The sequence below is a fragment of the Geodermatophilus nigrescens genome, assembly GCF_900129495.1.
Classification (GTDB): Bacteria; Actinomycetota; Actinomycetes; order Mycobacteriales; family Geodermatophilaceae; genus Geodermatophilus; species Geodermatophilus nigrescens.
In genome coordinates, this window is record NZ_FQVX01000001.1 from 1372486 (window position 1) to 1388143 (window position 15658).

The following is a 15658-nucleotide window of genomic DNA, read 5'->3' on the forward strand; positions in this document are numbered from 1 at the left end:
GATGCAACCGAGGGGTGAGGTGATGTGCAGCCGGGGCGTGTCCGGGGTCCGCACCGCACCCCAGCCGCACATCCCCTCCGGTCAGGACGCGCTCAGACGCGCAGCTGGTCGTCGTCGCGGGGTCCGTGCAGGGTCGGCTCGGGCGCCGGGACGGCGGCCTGCGCGCCCGACCGCAGCAGCGTCGCGAGTTCCTCCTCGGACTCGACCGCCTCGCCGCGGGCGACCATGCCGGCGTGCTCGGCGAGCGGGATCTCGCGCAGCAGGAACGACAGCAGCAGCGCGACGGCGAGGACCGGCACCAGGTACCAGAACACCGGGGCGAGGGAGCCCGCGTAGGCGTCGACGATCGCCGTCCGCAGCGGCTCCCCGGCCGCGTCGACCGCCGAGGGGACCAGGGTGTCCGGCGAGCTGATGCCCGCGGCGGCCGCCTGCGGGGCGTTCGCGGTCAGCGCGCCGGTGAGGTTCTCCGCCAGCCGGCTGGTGAACAGCGTGCCGAAGACCGCGACGCCCAGGGTGGCGCCCACCTCGCGGAAGTAGTTGTTCGTGGAGGTGGCGGTGCCGATCTGGGTGGCCGGGACGGCGTTCTGCGCGGCCAGCACGACGTTCTGCATGATCAGCCCGAGCCCGCAGCCGAGGGCGAAGAACATCGCGCCGATCACCCACAGCGACGTCCCGCCGGTCAGCGTGGTCATCCAGACCATCGTCGCGAGGATGACCGCCACGCCAGCGACCGTGAACCGCTTGTACCGGCCCGTGCGCAGGATGACCGCCGCGGAGGACTGGATCGTGAGGATGATCCCGGCGGTCATCGGCAACATGAGCAGGCCGGAGCCCGCCGCCGAGAGGCCGGAGCTCATCTGCAGGAACGTCGGCATGAACGCGATGGCCGAGAACATGCCGAGGCCCACGGCCATGCCCATGGCGGTGGCGACGACGAAGGTCGGGTTGCGGAACAGCGTCAGCGGCACGATCGGCTCGACCGCGCGCCGCTCGACGAGCACGAACACGACCGCGCAGACGACGAACGCCGCGGCGAGCGCCAGCGTCCACGGGTCGGTCCAGCCGTCGCTGCCGCCGAGGTCGGTGAACAGCACCAGCGACGTCGTCGTGGCCGACAGCGCGGCGATGCCGGCGACGTCGAGCGGGGTGGTGCTGCGCCGGCGCGGCAGGGACAGCGCGATCCACCCGATGAGGAACGCGCCCACGCCGACCGGCACGTTGATCCAGAAGCACCACTCCCAGCCCAGGGCCGCGGTGTCGGTGAAGAAGCCGCCGACCAGCGGGCCGGCGACGGCCGACAGCCCGAACAGCGCGCCGATCGGGCCCATGTACCGCGCGCGCTCCCGCGCCGGGACGATGTCGGCGATGATCGCCTGCGACAGGATCATCAGCCCGCCGCCGCCGAGGCCCTGCACGCCGCGCCAGAAGACGAACCAGCCGAAGTCGGGCGCCAGCGCGGCCCCGACGCTGGCCACGGTGAACAGGCCGATCGCGACGAGGAACAGGGTGCGGCGACCCCACAGGTCGCCGAACTTGCCGTAGACGGGCATGACCAGCGTGGTGGCCAGCAGGTAGGCGGTGGTCACCCACGCCATGTGCGAGACGCCGCCGAGCTCGCCGACGATGGTCGGCATCGACGTCGAGACGATCGTCTGGTCGAGGGCGGCGACGAGCATCCCGGCGAGCAGCGCCGAGAAGATCACGTTGATGCGGCGCCGGGTCAGGACGATGGGCGGGGCGGTGCCGTCGGGCGGCGGGTTCACTCGTTCTCCACGGGTCGTGCGACGGTGCCGCGGGCGCGCGGCACCGGGGGGCGAGCGGACGGCGCCGGCCGCTCGGGGGATCAGGGGCGCGGGGCGGGCAGCCCGGCGGCGAGCACGTCCCAGGCCTCGTCGACGAGGGCGGGCAGGGACTCGGTGAAGTCGCTGGCGAGCCAGGCGTGCAGGGCGGCGCGCACGGCCACCCCGGACACCGCGGCGAGCAGCGTCGGGTAGAGGTCGGCACCGACGGTGGTGCCGGTGCGGACGGCGATCGCCTCGGCCAGGGCCCGCTCGGCGGAGCCGAAGACCGCGTGCAGCCGGGCGATCAGGACCGGGTGCTCGTCGATGACCCGCAGCCGCAGCGGCCACAGAGTCTCGGGCTCGCCGGCCATCTCGGCGGCCTGCTGGGCGTGAACGGCGCGCAGCGCCTCGACCGGGGACTCGTGCGCCGGCCGCGCGGCGAACCGCTCGGCGGCCTGCCCGACGGCGGAGGCGTCGATCCCGACGACGGCGTCGTCCTTGGTCGGGAAGTAGTTGAAGAAGGTGCGCGGGGAGACGCCGGCCCGGCCGGCGATGTCGTCGACAGAGACGCCGTCCAGGCCGCGCTCGGCCACCAGCTGCAGCGCCGTCTGGTGCAGCGCCAGGCGGGTGGCGAGCTTCTTGCGCTCGCGCAGGCCGGAGGTCACCCGCTCATCATCGCCCGAAAGGTGCAGTCAGTGCAAAGTTGCGCGTACTGCACGGCGTGTCGATCGGCGTCCTGGCGCACCGCCGCGCGTCCTGGCTCACCGCAGACCGCGAGTCAGGACGCAGCACGATCAGGCCGCCTGATCCTGTTGCGTGTCGCTCAGTCCCGGTCGCGCTGCCGCTCGATCGCCTCGAGCACCGTCTTGCGGCCCTTCCCGAGGTCGCGCTCGGCCTTCTCCGCGCGGTCGAGCTGCGAGTCGCCGTGCATGCGGCCCACCGCGCGCCTCGCCTCGTCGGCCTTCGCGTCGAGCAGCTCGGCGGCCTTCCGCGCCTCCTTGGCGGCGTCGGTGTTGGCGACGTGCTGCTCCTCGCCGTGCCGCTTGCGGGAGTCCGTGGCGCGCTTCTCCTCGTCGGAGAGCAGCTCCCAGGCGGCGTCCGGCAGGTACCGCTTCGTGCCGCCCTCGCCCCGGGCACGGTCGCCGCCGTCGGCGGTGTGCCAGTCCTGGCCGGTCCACTCCTGCAGGTGCCGCTGGGACTCGGTGCGCTCGCCCTCGTGCACGTAGCCGCCGCCCTGGGCCTCGTACTCGTGCGCGAGGAGCTGGCTCTTGCGGGCGCTCCACTGGCCGGGCTGCCCGCCCCTGTCGCCGGCCTTGATCTCCTCCTTGAGCCGCTCGCGCAGCTCCGGGTCCGTGTAGTCCCTGGCGTAGTCCTCCGCCGACTTCCCGCTCATGGGCCGGGGGTACCCGATCCCGCCGCGTCTCATCCGGCGGACCGCGACCGGTCCACCTCCACGTGCGGCCGGGACTGCCACCGCGCCCAGTCGGCGCTCACCTCGCCGGCGGTGCGCAGCAGCGCGGGCAGGTGCTCGGCGAGCAGGACCTCGGTGGAGGTCTCCGCGGCGTGCACGGTCACGTTCATCGCCGCCCGCACCGCGCCGTGCCCGTCGCGCACCGGGACGGCGACCGACCGGACCCCGGGCGCGAGCTCCTCGTCGGCCAGCGCCCAGCCGCGGGCGCGCACCTCCGTGAGCTCCTCGCGCAGCTGCTCGGGCGAGCGCCCGATGTAGGGCGGCAGGCCCGAGCGGCTCGGCTGGGCGAGGACGGCGTCCAGCTCCCCGGCCGGCAGCGCGGCCAGCAGCACCTTGCCCTGCGACGTCTGCGCGGCGGGGAAGCGCGTGCCGATCTCCACGCGCAGGGTGATCAGCTTGGGCACCGACACCCGGGCCACGTAGACGATGTCGGACCCGTCGAGCTGCGCCATCGACGACGACTCGCCGGTGCGCGCGACCAGCGCCTCCAGGTGCGGCCGGGCGACGTCCCACAGCCCCAGCGCGCCGACGTAGGCCATGCCGAGCGACAGCACCTTCGGCGTCAGCGAGAACGTCCCCCCGGCCGACCGGACGTAGCCGAGCTCCTCGAGCGTGAGCAGCAGCCGCCGCGCCGTCGGGCGGGCGAGCCCGGCGGCCGCGGCGACCTCCGACAGGGACATCGCCGGCCGGTCGGCACCGAAGGAGGTGAGCACGTCCAGGCCGCGCGCCAGCGCCTCGACGAAGTCCGGTCCCTCACCGCGTCCGGCCACGGCGGTGCCTCAGCGCTCCCCGGCCAGGTGCCGCTCGAAGGCCTCCTCGCGGGCGGCGTGCGTGGTCTCCGAGCGGTAGTCGGTGTACTGGTACGGGTTGTCGAGCACCTTGCCCTCGGGCAGCTCCGGGTCCATGCCGGACTCCCAGACGTCCGCGCCCATGTCGGCGCGCAGGTGCTCCACGGTCGCCTCGACCTCGCGCCGCACGGCGGCCAGGTCGACGCCGACCAGCCGGTGCTGCGACTTCACGACCCGCCCGTCGACGAGCACCGTGTGCACGTCGCCGCGCTGCGCCTGGAAGGCCACGTGGCCGTAGGGGTGCAGCAGCGGGAAGGACACCGGCGAGGCGTCGTTCTTGAGCAGCACGACGTCGGCCTTCGCGCCCGGCACGAGGCGCCCGAGGTCGTCGCGGCCGAGCGCCGCCGCCCCGCCGCGGGTGGCCCACTGCACGACGTGCTGCGCGCGCAGCGCCAGGTGGGTGACCGTCTCGCCCTTGAGGTGGGCCTCGAAGTGCTCGCGGGAGCGGTCGGCGCCGAGCGTCGTGCGCATCGCGGAGAACAGGTCGCCGCTCCACCACACGCTGGTGTCCATCGACAGCGACACCGGGATGCCGTGGGCGCGCACCTGCCAGGTGGGCGGGTAGCCCTGGCCGGCGCTCTGCTCGGACTCCGTGGACACCGAGATCGACCCGCCGGTGGCGGCGATGCGGTGGTAGCTGTCGGGGGACAGCGACGCGGCGTGCACGTAGACGGTCTCCGGGGTGGCGAAGCCGTGCTCGTGCATGAGCCGGATGCCGTCGTCGTTGGTGGCGCCCCAGACGCCGGCGTGCGTGGTCACCGGCAGGCCGAGGTCGCGGGCCACCTCGAACGCCGCCTTCTCGGGGAAGGCCGGGTCGCCGGTGACGTCGAAGGCGAGCTGGACGTCGAACAGGTCGCCGGCGCCGGTGCGGCGGCGCTCGAGGAAGGCCTGCACGGCCTTGTCGGCGGTCCACTCCCACGGCGCGGCCTGGATGTTGCCGTAGGCGAGCACGTACCGGCCGGGCACCGACTGCAGGGCGTCGACGGCGGCCTCCGCGTGGTCGACCGTCTGCAGCCCGTGCGACCAGTCGACGACGGTGGTGACGCCGGCGTCCAGCGCCTCGACGGCGGCCAGCCGGTTGCCGGCGGCGACGTCCTCGGGGCGGAAGCGGCGGCCGTGCTCGAGGTAGTACCAGACGAAGTACTGGGTGAGGGACCAGTCGGCGCCGTAGCCGCGCATGGCCGTCTGCCACATGTGCCGGTGGGTGTCGATCATCCCGGGCATCACGATGCCCCCGGTGGCGTCGACCTCCTCGGTGCCCTCGGGGACCTCCAGCGCCGGCCCGACGGCGGCGATGCGGTCGCCGACGACGAGGACGTCGGCGTCGCGCAGCACGGTGCCGGCGTCGTCCATGGTGAGCACCGTGCCGCCGCGGAGGACGACGGGGCGGCCGGCCTGCGGGGCGGGGGTCTCGGGCTGGGTCACGGAGGTCTCCTCGGACGTCGGGCGACGAGAGCGGACGAGCGTCCGTCCAGCGGACGCGAGCTCGGATCGGCGTCACCCTGCGCGTGACCTGCTGCACATGTCAAGCGCAGGGCTGTGCGGTTGACACAGGTCAGCACCGGTGCCCAGGATCGGCGCCACCGGCGGACGCCCGTCCGTGCCAGCGGCACCCGAGCACGAGGAGCGCGGAGCGACGATGACGGCAGGACCGGCCGGAACCGGCGCACCGCCACCCTCGGGCCCGCTCGCCGGGCTGCTGGTGGCCGACTTCTCCCGCATCCTCGCCGGCCCCTACGCCACGATGTTGATGGCCGACCTCGGCGCGGAGGTGGTCAAGGTCGAGGGGCCCGGCGGCGACGACACCCGCACCTGGCAGCCCCCCGTCCGGGACGGCGTGTCCACCTACTACCTGGGTGTCAACCGCAACAAGCGGTCGGTGGCCCTGGACCTGAAGGACGACGCCGACCTCGCCGCCGCGCGCGAGCTCGCCCGCCGCGCCGACGTCGTGGTGGAGAACTTCAAGCCCGGCGGCCTGGCCCGCTTCGGCCTGGACTACGACTCGGTCGCCGCGACCAACCCCGCCGTCGTGTACGCCTCGATCAGCGGCTTCGGCAGCGGTCCCGGCGGGCGCTCGCTGCCGGGCTACGACCTCATCGTGCAGGCGATCTCGGGCCTGATGAGCCTCACCGGCGACCCGGACGGCGACCCGTACCGCGCCGGCGTCGCCGTCTTCGACGTGATGGCCGGGCTGCACGCCACCATCGGCGTGCTGTCGGCGCTCAACGCCCGGCACGCCACCGGGCGGGGCCAGCACGTCGAGGTCAACCTGCTCGCGAGCGCTCTGTCGGGGCTGGTCAACCAGTCGTCGGCGTTCGTGGCCGGCGACGTCGTCCCGTTCCGGATGGGCAACAGCCACCCGAGCCTGTTCCCCTACGAGCCGCTGCCCTGCGCCGACGGCGACCTCATCGTGACCGCCGGCAACGACGGCCAGTTCCGCAGGCTGTGCGAGGTGCTCGGCCTCCCGGAGCTGCCCGAGGACCCGCGCTTCCTGCACAACGAGGACCGCACCGCGAACCGCGAGGAGCTGCGGCCGCTGCTGGTCGAGCGGCTGCGCACCCGCACCAAGATGGAGTGGTTCCGCGACATCATCGCCGCGGGCGTGCCGTGCGGGCCGATCAACACGATCGACCAGGGCGTCGCCTTCGCCGAGGAGGTCGGCCTCGACCCGGTCGTCGTCGCCGGCGAGGGCGCGGCGGCCGTGCCGTCGATCCGCAACCCGATCCGCTTCTCCGCCACCGCCGCCGAGTACCGGCTGCCGCCGCCGGGGCTCGACGAGCACGGCGCGGAGATCCGCCGCTGGCTGGCTGAGGGGGAGGAGACGCCGTGAGCGCGGAGGAGGGCTACCCGACGGCGCTGGGCGCCTCGAGCCGGGAGTCGATCACCCTGCTCGGCACCGACCTCGCCCGCGACGTCATGGGCTCGGTCGGCTTCGGCGAGCTCGCCTTCTGGCTGGCCACCCAGCGCCGGCCCACCGCGGGGGAGACGCGGGTGTTCGAGGCGGTGCTCGCCGCGCTCGCCGACCACGGTTTCACCCCGACGGCGATCGTCACCCGGCTGACCTGGCTGTCCGCGCCGGACTCGGTGCAGGGCGCGCTGGCCGCGGGCCTGCTCGGCGGCGGCTCGCGGTTCCTCGGCGTCACGGAGGACTGCGGCCGCTTCCTGCACGGGGTCCTGGCCGCCACCGGGGAGCTGCCGACCGACGACGCCGGCTGGGACGCCCTCGCGCTGGAGACCGTCACCGCGCAGCGGGCCGCCGGCCGGTTCGTCCCGGGCCTCGGGCACCACGTGCACAAGGACGGCGACCCGCGCACCCCGCGGCTGTTCGAGATCGCCGCCGAGGAGGGCCTGGTCGGCCCGCACCTGTCCCTGTTCGCCGCGATCGGCCGGGCGCACCCGCAGGTGCTCGGGCGGACGCTGCCGCTCAACGGCGCCGGTGTCTGCGGGGCGGCGCTGGCCGACCTCGGCCTGCCGCTGGAGCTGCTGCGCGGCTTCGCGCTGCTCGCCCGCACCGCCGGGCTCATCGGCCAGCTCGCCGAGGAGATCCGGCACCCGGTCGCCAACGAGGTCTTCCTGTCGGTCGACCTGCACAACCGCTCCGTCGCCCCGGACCCGTACGAGCCCGAGACCCTGGGAGGCAGTCGTGGCTGAGCTGGCCGCGGTCATCGCATCGACCCACCACCCCTTCTACTATCGGGCGAGCACCTCGACCGGTGCCGACCGGCCGCCGTTCGCCGACGAGTGGGTGGCCAAGATCGAGCGGTTCCGCGAGACCCTGACGCGGGCGGAGCCCGACGTGCTGGTGATGGTCGGCAGCGACCACTTCCACCAGCTGTGGCTGGACAACATGCCGCAGTTCCTCGTGGGCAAGGCGCCGTTCTTCGACGCCAACTTCTACAACGAGGAGCGCGAGTTCGGCCTGCCGCGGATGACGCTGCGCGGCGAGGAGGACCTGGCCGCGCACCTGCTGCGCGACGGCCTCGACCGCGACTTCGACCTCGCGTTCTCCAACGAGCTGCGGATCGACCACAGCATCACGTGCCCGATCATCACGCTGCGCCCGCAGGCCGACCTGCCGATCGTGCCGGTGTACACGAACATCTTCGCCCCGCCCCTGCCACAGCCGAGGCGCTTCGTGCAGCTGGGCCGGGCGATCCGCGAGATGGTCGAGTCCTGGGAGTCCGACAAGCGGGTCGCGGTCATCGGCACCGGCCACCTGAGCCTCGAGCTCGGCGGCCCGCGCCAGTTCGGCGAGCACGGGCCCGACCCGGAGTTCGACCGCAAGGCCGTCGAGTGGATCGCCTCCGGCGACATCGAGGGCTGCCTCGCCGAGGTGTCGCTGGACTCCCTGCACCAGCCGGGCAACGCCACCCACGGCTTCATGGACTTCATGCTGATGATGGGCGTGGCCGGGGAGGGCCGGAAGGCCGACCACGTGGACACCCTCGACCTGTTCCACACCATGGAGGCGTACTTCACCTGGTACCCGAACGGCGTCCCCGGAGAGGCGGCCTCGGCATGAGCCGGTACCTGCTGGACAAGTTCCTCTACACCGTCGACCGCGACCCCGAGCTGGTCGAGCGCTACCGCGAGGACCCGGCCGGCACGGTCGAGTGGTGGGAGGCCGAGATGGCCAACCGCATCCTCAACTGCACCTCCGACGAGCGCTCCACCTGGCTGGAGTTCACCGAGGACGAGCGGCGGGCGCTGCGCGAGCACGACCACGTGACGCTGTTCCAGATGGGCGCCCACCCGTTCCTCACGCTCACGCTCTTCATCGCGATGTTCGAGCGCGACCACGGGCCGCTGGAGTACCAGAAGGCCTACGGGAAGGCGATGGAGCACATCACGCTGCCCTATCCCGACATCACCACCTGACGTGCGGGCGACCTGACGTGCGCGCCGCCGTCGTCCGCGCGCCCGGGACGCCGCCCGGGCACGCCGAGCACCCCGACCCGGCCCCGGCGCCCGGCCGCAGCCTGGTCCGGGTCACCGCGGCGCCGATCGTGCCGCTGGACCTGCTCTGCGCGTCGGGCACCTCCTACCTCGGCGCCCCGGCCGTGCCGTACGTGCCGGGCGTGCAGGGGGTGGGGGTCGTCGAGGAGGGTGGCCGGCTGCCGGCCGGCACCCGGGTGTGGTTCGCGACGTCGGCCGGCATGGCCCCCGGCGACGGCGGCCTCGCCGAGCGGTGCTCGGTGGCCGACGACGACCTCGTGCCGCTGACCGCCGACCTGCCCGACGCCGCCGTCGCCGCGATCGGCCTGTCCGGCGTGGCCGCCTGGATGGCGCTGACCTGGCGCGGCCGGCTGCGGGCGGGCGAGCGGGTGCTCGTCCTCGGCGCGGGCGGCGCGGTCGGGCAGGCGGCGGTCGGCGCGGCGCGGGTGCTCGGCGCGTCCCGGGTGGTGGCGCTGGCGCGGTCGGCGGCCGGGCAGGAGCGGGCCCGCGCGGCCGGGGCGGACGCCGTCGTGCCCGCCCACGGCGACGCCGGCGTGTTGGCCGCGGCGCTCGGGGACGCGCTCGGCGGCGGGGCGGACGTCGTCGTCGACCCGGTCTTCGGCGTCGCCGCGACGGCCGCCGCGCGGGTGCTCGCGCCCGGCGGGCGGCTGGTCAACCTCGGCGGGGCGTCCGGCGACGAGGCGGTGTTCTCCTCCGCGGTGCTGCGCGGCCGGTCGGCGGAGGTGCTCGGCTACACGAACAACGCGCTCACCCCGGCGCAGCGCCGCACCGCGCTCGACGCCGTCCTCGCCGCCGCCGCGGCCGGGCAGGTCGCCGTCGCGCACGAGACGGTGCCGCTGGTCGAGGTGACCCGGGGGTGGGAGCGCCAGGCCGCCGGGGACGCCGGGACCCGCCTGGTCGTCGTCCCCTAGCCGCGGGACCGGCGGCCCGGGGCGCCGTCCTCCCGGCCGGGCCGGTGGTCCTCCTGTCCGCCGGGCGTCACGAGGCCGCTCTCGTAGGCGAGCACCACCGCCTGGACCCGTCCGCGGAGCCCGAGTTTTCCGAGGACGTGGTTGACGTGCGTCTTCACGGTGGCCTCCCCGACGACGAGCCGGGCGGCGATCGCGGCGTTGTCCAGTCCGCGCGCGACGAGCACGAGGACCTCCCGCTCGCGCTCGGTCAGGCCGCGCAGCGCGGGAGGCGCCCCGGCGCTGGGCGGCGGGCGCCGGACGTGCTCCTCGATGAGGCGCCGGGTGAGCTCGGGGGAGAGCAGGGCGTCCCCGGCCGCGACCGTCCCGATGCCGTCGACCAGGCGGTCGGGCGGCGTCGTCTTGAGCAGGAAGCCCGCGGCCCCCGCTCGCAGCGCGGCGTGCACGTACTCGTCCAGGCCGTAGGTGGTCAGGACCAGGACGCGGGCCGGGCTGCCCAGCCGGGTGAGCTCCCGCGTGGCCGCGATCCCGTCGAGGCCCGGCATGCGGACGTCCATGAGGACGACGTCCGGACCGGTGCGACGGACGGCGTCCACGGCACGCCGTCCGTCGGGGGCCTCCGCGACCACCTCCACGCCGCGGGCCTCGAGGACCAGCCGCAGGCCGGAGCGGACCAGCTCCTGGTCGTCGGCGACCACCACCCTGGTCACGGGCAGCGGCCCGGGAGCGGCAGGGACACGTCGAGCAGGTAGCGGCCGTCCGCCGTGGGGCCGTGGTGCATGCGCCCGCCGAGGACGGCGACCCGCTCGCCCACGCCCACGAGCCCCAGGCCGCTGCCGGCCGTGCCCGCGGGGCCGAGGGGGTTCGCGACGTGGATCTCGAGGGTGGTCGGGCCGAGGGTGACCGCCACGGACGCCTCCTCGCCGGACCCGTGCCGGAGAGCGTTGGTCAGGGCCTCCTGCACCACCCGGTAGGCCGACAGGTCCAGGGCCGCCGGGAGCCCGTCGACCGACGCGGGCAGGGACAGGTCCACCCGCATGCCGGTGCGCTCGGCACGTTCGACGAGCTCGCCGACCCGCGCGAGGCCGGCGTCGGGTCCGAGGGGGGCGTCGTCGCCGGGGTCCCTGACCCGGTGCAGCAGCCGGGACGTCTCGGCGAGCGCCCGGCGGCCGGTGACCGCCACGTCCCCGAGCACCTGGGCGGCCCGCTCGGGGGCGGTCCGGACCAGGTCCTCGGCGGCGGCTGCCTGCAGCACCATGGCGCTCACAGAGTGGGCGAGGACGTCGTGCAGCTCACGGGCGATCCGCGCCCGCTCGGTGGTCACGGCCTCCTGCCGGACGCGCTCCTGCTCCGCGGCGGCGCGGGCGGCCTCTGCCGCGACCGTCCGGATCCGGTCGGCCCAGACCCGGACCAGGACGCCGGCCGCGTAGGGGGACAGCACCAGGACGCCGACCCAGACGACGTCGCCGACGGCGGAGACCGGATCGCCGGTCCCGACGACCATGCCGAGCAGGACGCCGAGGTACAGGAGCACGAGCGGCAGGCCGCGGAGGTCCCGGAGGTGGCGGCCGAGGCTGAAGGCCGCCAGGAAGAGCACCAGGAGCGGGCCGGTGAGGTCGCTGACCTCCGGGCCGGCGAGGGGGACCAGCAGCACACCGCCGGCCACGGAACAGGCGGGCACCGTCCACCTGCGGCGGGAGCAGAGTGCCAGGCAGGCGACGAGCTCGAGGGCGAGCGCCGGCACCGCGCCGGCGGGTCGCACCGCCAGGGTCTCCACCGTGGTCAGCACGGCCAGGGCGCCGGGCAGTGCGGCGTCGGCAGGCCGGGGGAGCGACGGGTGCTCCATGGCGGGACGGTAGACCCGCGGCGGCCTCCCGGACGTCCACCCGGAGGTGGAGGTCCGACCGATCCGGGGGCTGACGTCCGCAGCCGCCGTCGTCCCTACCGTCGGGGCGGTCGACGGTGCCGCCCGTGCCCCGCGACGACGGAGGTGCGAGGTGCAGCCAGGAGGAGCCGTCCCCCTGTCGGGGCGCATCGCGTTCGCCGCGGCGTGCGCCGCCACCGTCCTCGCACCGGTGCACGCACTGAGCCGGTACGCCACACCGGACGGCCGGGAGGACCTGGAGGACCCGGTGGTGCGCGCCTGGGCGGAGCCCGCCGCCCGTGCGCTGCGCGCCCTGCTGGACTGGTCGGACCCGGAGACCGTGTACACGGCCTACGGCCGCCTCTGGCTGCCGGTCCTGCTCGCCGCCACGGTGCACGCCCTCGTCGTCCGGCGCGGGCGCGTCCCCTCGGGGGCGGAACGGTGGGGCTGGCGGATCGCCCTGGCCGGGTACGTGCTGGCGACGGCCTCCGTCCTCGGGGACTACTGGACGCCGTGGAGGGACGAGTCGTTCGTCGTCCTCGGGGTCCCCGGCATGCTGACGAGCGTGGCGGGCTCGGCCGTGCTGGGCGTCGCCCTGCTCTGCCGTGGGGTCCGGCCCCGGTCCACCGGCTGGCTGCTCGCGACGTGGCCCCTCACCCTGGTGGCGCTGAGCGCCGTCGTCGCCCTGGGGGCGGCGCTGCTGCCGATGCTCTGGGCCTGGGGGCTCGCCCGCGGCACCGGCGCCTCGCTCCGGCCCGAGCCCGTGTCGCGCTAGTGGCCCTTCGGGGCGGCGCGCACGTGGATGCGCTCGCCCTGCGGGCCGAACAGGGCGAGCACCTCGGCGGCCCGGTCGTCGGGGTTGCCCAGCCAGTGCGGGGTGCGGGTGTCGAACTCGGCCACCTCGCCGGGGGTCAGGGTGACGTCGGCGTCGCCGAGCAGCAGCCGCAGCCGGCCCGACAGCACGTAGACCCACTCCCAGCCCTCGTGCGAGCGCAGCTCGCCGGGCTCCCCGCCCCACCGCGGCGGCAGCACCATCTTGTAGGCCTGCAGCCCGCCGGGGCGCCGGGTGAGCGGCAGGAACGTGGCGCCGTGCCGGGTGAGCGGGCGCAGGCGCACGCGGGGGTCGCCGGTCTCGGGGGCGTCGACGAGCTCGTCGAGCGGCACCTGGTGGGCGCGGGCCAGGGGCAGCAGCAGCTCGAGGGTGGGCCGGCGCTGCCCCGACTCCAGCCGCGAGAGCGTGGACACCGAGATGCCGGTGTCGTCGGCGAGCTGCTGCAGCGTGGCGCCGCGCCGCCGCCGCAGTTCGCGCAGCCGCGGGCCCACCGCGTCGAGGACGGCGTCGAGGCCGGGGTCCAGGTCGGTCACGCCGTCGAGTTTGCCACTATGGCAACGGGATTTGTCGAGGTGGCATGGGCGGGTGCACCGTTCAGGGCATGGACGAGACGTACGACGTGGTGGTCATCGGCGGGGGAGCGGCCGGCCTGTCCGGTGCCCTCGCCCTGGGACGGGCGCGCCGCTCCGTGGCGGTGGTCGACGAGGGGACGCCGCGCAACGCGCCGGCGCACGCGATGCACAACTACCTGGGCCGCGACGGCACGCCGCCCGCCGACCTGCTCGCCGCGGGGCGCGCGGAGGTCGCCGGCTACGGCGGGGTGCTGGTGTCCGACACGGTCACCGAGGCCGGCGGGGAGGTCGGCGCGTTCACGGTGCGCACGGCCGGCGGGCGGACGCTGCAGGCCCGCCGGCTGCTGGTCACCACCGGCCTGACCGACGAGCTCCCGGACATCCCGGGCGTGCGGGAGCTGTGGGGCACCGACGTGCTGCACTGCCCCTACTGCCACGGCTGGGAGGTGCGGGACCAGGCCATCGGCGTCGTCGCCACGGGCCCCCTGTCGCTGCACCAGGCGCAGCTGTGGCGGCAGTGGAGCGCCGACGTCGTGCTCTTCCAGCACACCGTGGGGGAGCTGCCCGCCGAGGCCGCGGAGGCGCTGGCCGCGCGCGGCGTGCGGGTCGTCCCCGGGGAGGTCGCGGGCCTGGAGTCCGACGGCGGCCGGCTCACCGGCGTCCGGCTGGCCTCCGGCGAGGTCGTGCCGCGCGCGGCCGTCGTCGTCGCGCCGCGGTTCACCGCCCGCTCGGCCGTGCTGGCCGGGCTCGGCATCGAGGCGGCGCCCTTCGCGATGGGCGAGGTGGTCATGGGCTCGCACGTGCCCGTCGACGCCCGCGGCGCGACGTCGGTGCCCGGCGTCTGGGCGGCCGGCAACGTCGCCGACCTGGGCGCGCAGGTCATCTCCTCGGCCGCCCAGGGCCTCTGGGCGGCGGGGCAGATCAACGCCGACCTGGTCGCCGAGGACACCCGCTTCGCCGTCGAGGTGCTGCGCGCGCAGACCGACCCGGAGTTCGGCGAGCAGTGGTGGGAGGACCGCTACCGGTCCACCGACCGCGCGTGGAGCGGGCGGGTCAACGACGTGCTGGCCACCGAGGCCGCCGACCTGCCGCCGGGCCGCGCGCTCGACGCCGGGGCCGGCGAGGGCGGCGACGCCGTGTGGCTGGCCCGCCGCGGCTGGGCGGTCACCGCGCTCGACCTCTCCCGCGTGGCGCTCGACCGGGCCGCCGCGGCGGCCGCGGCGGCCGGGGTGCCGCTCGACACCCGCAAGACCGACATCTCCTCCTGGGAGCCGGGCGAGGAGCGGTGGGACCTGGTGACGGCGTCGTTCCTGCACTTCCTGCCCGCCACCCGCGACGACGTGCTGCGCCGGCTCGCCTCCGCGGTGGCGCCCGGCGGCACGCTGCTGGTGACCATGCACGACGGCAGCGACGTCTCGCACGGCGTGCAGCGCCCCGGCCTGCCCGAGTGGTACGCCACCGGCGAGCAGCTCGCGGCGGTCCTCGACGGCGAGGAGTGGGAGGTCGAGGTGGCCGAGACGCGGCCCCGGGCGGCGCGGAGCCACGAGCGCGGTGGAGGCGGCCACGCGCACGGCGAGGGCGGCCAGGGCCACGGCGGCCACGCGCACGTGGCCGACGCCGTGCTGCGGGCGCGGCGGCGTCAGCCGGCCGTGTCGCCGTCCTCGCGCGGGTAGAGGAAGCGCAGCCGGGCCGGCGGGCGGAACGGCTCCCAGCCCTCCCGGGTCTGGGCCAGCCGGTCGGCGACCAGCCACAGCACCGCGGGGTCGTGCCCCATCCCGAGGTGGCTGGCGTGGACGCCGACGTTCTCCGCCCGCGGCCCGGCCTGCTGCCGGCAGGCGCGCCAGTCGACGACGCCGTCCCACCGCGAGTAGACGGCGGTGCTCGGCACCGGCAGCCCGCCGCCGAGCCCGCCGCGCCCGCGGGGGACGGCGTGCAGGTGGCGGTAGCGGGCGTAGGCGCGGGCGCCGGGGCTGTCGTCACCCGCCCCGCCGCCCCCGCCGGCCAGCCCGAAGGGGGAGCCCAGGCTGATCACCTGGCGGACCAGGCGCGGCACCCGCAGCGCGAGCCGCCGGGCGTAGATGCCGCCGAGGCTCTGCCCGACGATGCTCACCGGCCCGGCGTGCCGCTCCGCCAGCCGCTCCACCAGGCGGGGCAGCTCGTCGGTGATCTCCTTGGTCGGGCCGCGGTTGCGGCCGAGCTCCCAGCCGACGACCGGGTACCCGAGCCCGGCCAGCCAGCGGCGCAGGGTGACGGTGGAGACGTCGGAGGCGAGCAGGCCCGGCAGCACGAGCACGCCGTGCGGTTCGCCCCTCGGGGCGCCGCGCAGCAGCGGATAGGCGAGCGCCAGCGCGCCGGCGCTGGCGGCGGCCCGCACCGGCTCGGTGGCGGCGAGCAGCGTGCGGCGCCGGTCCTGGTCGGTCACGGAC

The 15658-nt window shown here is 75.7% G+C and carries 16 protein-coding genes; 7 read left to right on the forward strand and 9 right to left on the reverse strand.

All coding sequences use genetic code 11. The annotated features are described in order from the left end of the window. Positions 1-92 precede the first annotated feature (92 nt). The 5 genes from BUE37_RS06800 to BUE37_RS06820 form a co-directional block, all read right to left on the reverse strand. Positions 93-1763, reverse strand: coding sequence for an MDR family MFS transporter (locus BUE37_RS06800; RefSeq protein ID WP_083628371.1), 1671 nt, complete (start codon positions 1761-1763; stop codon positions 93-95). An 80-nt stretch (positions 1764-1843) separates the two neighbouring features. Beyond that, positions 1844-2446 (reverse strand): acyl-CoA-like ligand-binding transcription factor, encoded by a 603-nt coding sequence (locus tag BUE37_RS06805; protein ID WP_073419269.1) that lies wholly within the window; start codon positions 2444-2446, stop codon positions 1844-1846. A 158-nt stretch (positions 2447-2604) separates the two neighbouring features. Next, positions 2605-3174, reverse strand: a complete 570-nt coding sequence (locus tag BUE37_RS06810) for a hypothetical protein (RefSeq protein WP_073419270.1) — start codon at positions 3172-3174, stop codon at positions 2605-2607. 29 nt (positions 3175-3203) lie between these two features. Then, positions 3204-4022 carry an IclR family transcriptional regulator domain-containing protein gene (locus BUE37_RS06815; protein ID WP_073419271.1) on the reverse strand — a complete coding sequence of 273 codons (819 nt, stop codon included), beginning with the start codon at positions 4020-4022 and terminating at the stop codon, positions 3204-3206. A 9-nt stretch (positions 4023-4031) separates the two neighbouring features. Beyond that, positions 4032-5525 (reverse strand): amidohydrolase family protein, encoded by a 1494-nt coding sequence (locus tag BUE37_RS06820; RefSeq protein WP_073419272.1) that lies wholly within the window; start codon positions 5523-5525, stop codon positions 4032-4034. Positions 5526-5739: 214 nt separating this feature from the next. On the opposite strand from BUE37_RS06820, the gene BUE37_RS06825 reads away from it, so the two are divergent. From BUE37_RS06825 to BUE37_RS06845, 5 genes are read left to right on the forward strand one after another with little or no spacing between them, the layout of a single operon-like run. Beyond that, on the forward strand, positions 5740-6930 hold the full coding sequence (locus BUE37_RS06825; protein ID WP_073419273.1) for a CaiB/BaiF CoA transferase family protein: 1191 nt from the start codon (positions 5740-5742) through the stop codon (positions 6928-6930). After that, positions 6927-7751 carry a citryl-CoA lyase gene (locus BUE37_RS06830; protein ID WP_073419274.1) on the forward strand — a complete coding sequence of 275 codons (825 nt, stop codon included), beginning with the start codon at positions 6927-6929 and terminating at the stop codon, positions 7749-7751. The genes BUE37_RS06825 and BUE37_RS06830 overlap by 4 nt, the downstream gene beginning before the upstream one ends. Continuing rightward, positions 7744-8622, forward strand: coding sequence for a DODA-type extradiol aromatic ring-opening family dioxygenase (locus tag BUE37_RS06835; RefSeq protein ID WP_073419275.1), 879 nt, complete (start codon positions 7744-7746; stop codon positions 8620-8622). Before BUE37_RS06830 ends, BUE37_RS06835 begins: the two co-directional genes overlap by 8 nt. Continuing rightward, complete coding sequence (locus BUE37_RS06840; RefSeq protein WP_073419276.1) at positions 8619-8978, forward strand: hypothetical protein; 360 nt, start codon at positions 8619-8621, stop codon at positions 8976-8978. Before BUE37_RS06835 ends, BUE37_RS06840 begins: the two co-directional genes overlap by 4 nt. A gap of 17 nt (positions 8979-8995) precedes the next feature. Next, positions 8996-9967 (forward strand): zinc-binding dehydrogenase, encoded by a 972-nt coding sequence (locus tag BUE37_RS06845; protein ID WP_073419277.1) that lies wholly within the window; start codon positions 8996-8998, stop codon positions 9965-9967. Here BUE37_RS06845 and BUE37_RS06850 read toward each other — a convergent pair. Then, entirely contained in the window at positions 9964-10674 is a 711-nt protein-coding gene (locus BUE37_RS06850; protein ID WP_083628375.1) for a response regulator transcription factor, read from the reverse strand. The genes BUE37_RS06845 and BUE37_RS06850 overlap by 4 nt on opposite strands. Then, entirely contained in the window at positions 10671-11810 is a 1140-nt protein-coding gene (locus tag BUE37_RS06855) for a sensor histidine kinase (RefSeq protein WP_073419279.1), read from the reverse strand. The genes BUE37_RS06850 and BUE37_RS06855 overlap by 4 nt, the downstream gene beginning before the upstream one ends. Before the next feature lie 151 nt (positions 11811-11961). On the opposite strand from BUE37_RS06855, the gene BUE37_RS06860 reads away from it, so the two are divergent. Continuing rightward, positions 11962-12603: a hypothetical protein gene (locus BUE37_RS06860; protein WP_073419280.1), complete on the forward strand. Its 642-nt coding sequence runs from the start codon at positions 11962-11964 to the stop codon at positions 12601-12603. Here BUE37_RS06860 and BUE37_RS06865 read toward each other — a convergent pair. Further along, positions 12600-13193 carry a helix-turn-helix domain-containing protein gene (locus BUE37_RS06865; protein ID WP_073419281.1) on the reverse strand — a complete coding sequence of 198 codons (594 nt, stop codon included), beginning with the start codon at positions 13191-13193 and terminating at the stop codon, positions 12600-12602. The genes BUE37_RS06860 and BUE37_RS06865 overlap by 4 nt on opposite strands. A 68-nt stretch (positions 13194-13261) precedes the next feature. Between BUE37_RS06865 and BUE37_RS06870 the strand changes: the two genes are divergently transcribed. Next, positions 13262-14905: an FAD-dependent oxidoreductase gene (locus BUE37_RS06870; protein WP_073419282.1), complete on the forward strand. Its 1644-nt coding sequence runs from the start codon at positions 13262-13264 to the stop codon at positions 14903-14905. Here BUE37_RS06870 and BUE37_RS06875 read toward each other — a convergent pair. Beyond that, positions 14872-15654, reverse strand: coding sequence for an esterase/lipase family protein (locus BUE37_RS06875; RefSeq protein WP_139252836.1), 783 nt, complete (start codon positions 15652-15654; stop codon positions 14872-14874). The two genes, BUE37_RS06870 and BUE37_RS06875, sit on opposite strands and share 34 nt — an antisense overlap. Positions 15655-15658 lie beyond the last annotated feature (4 nt).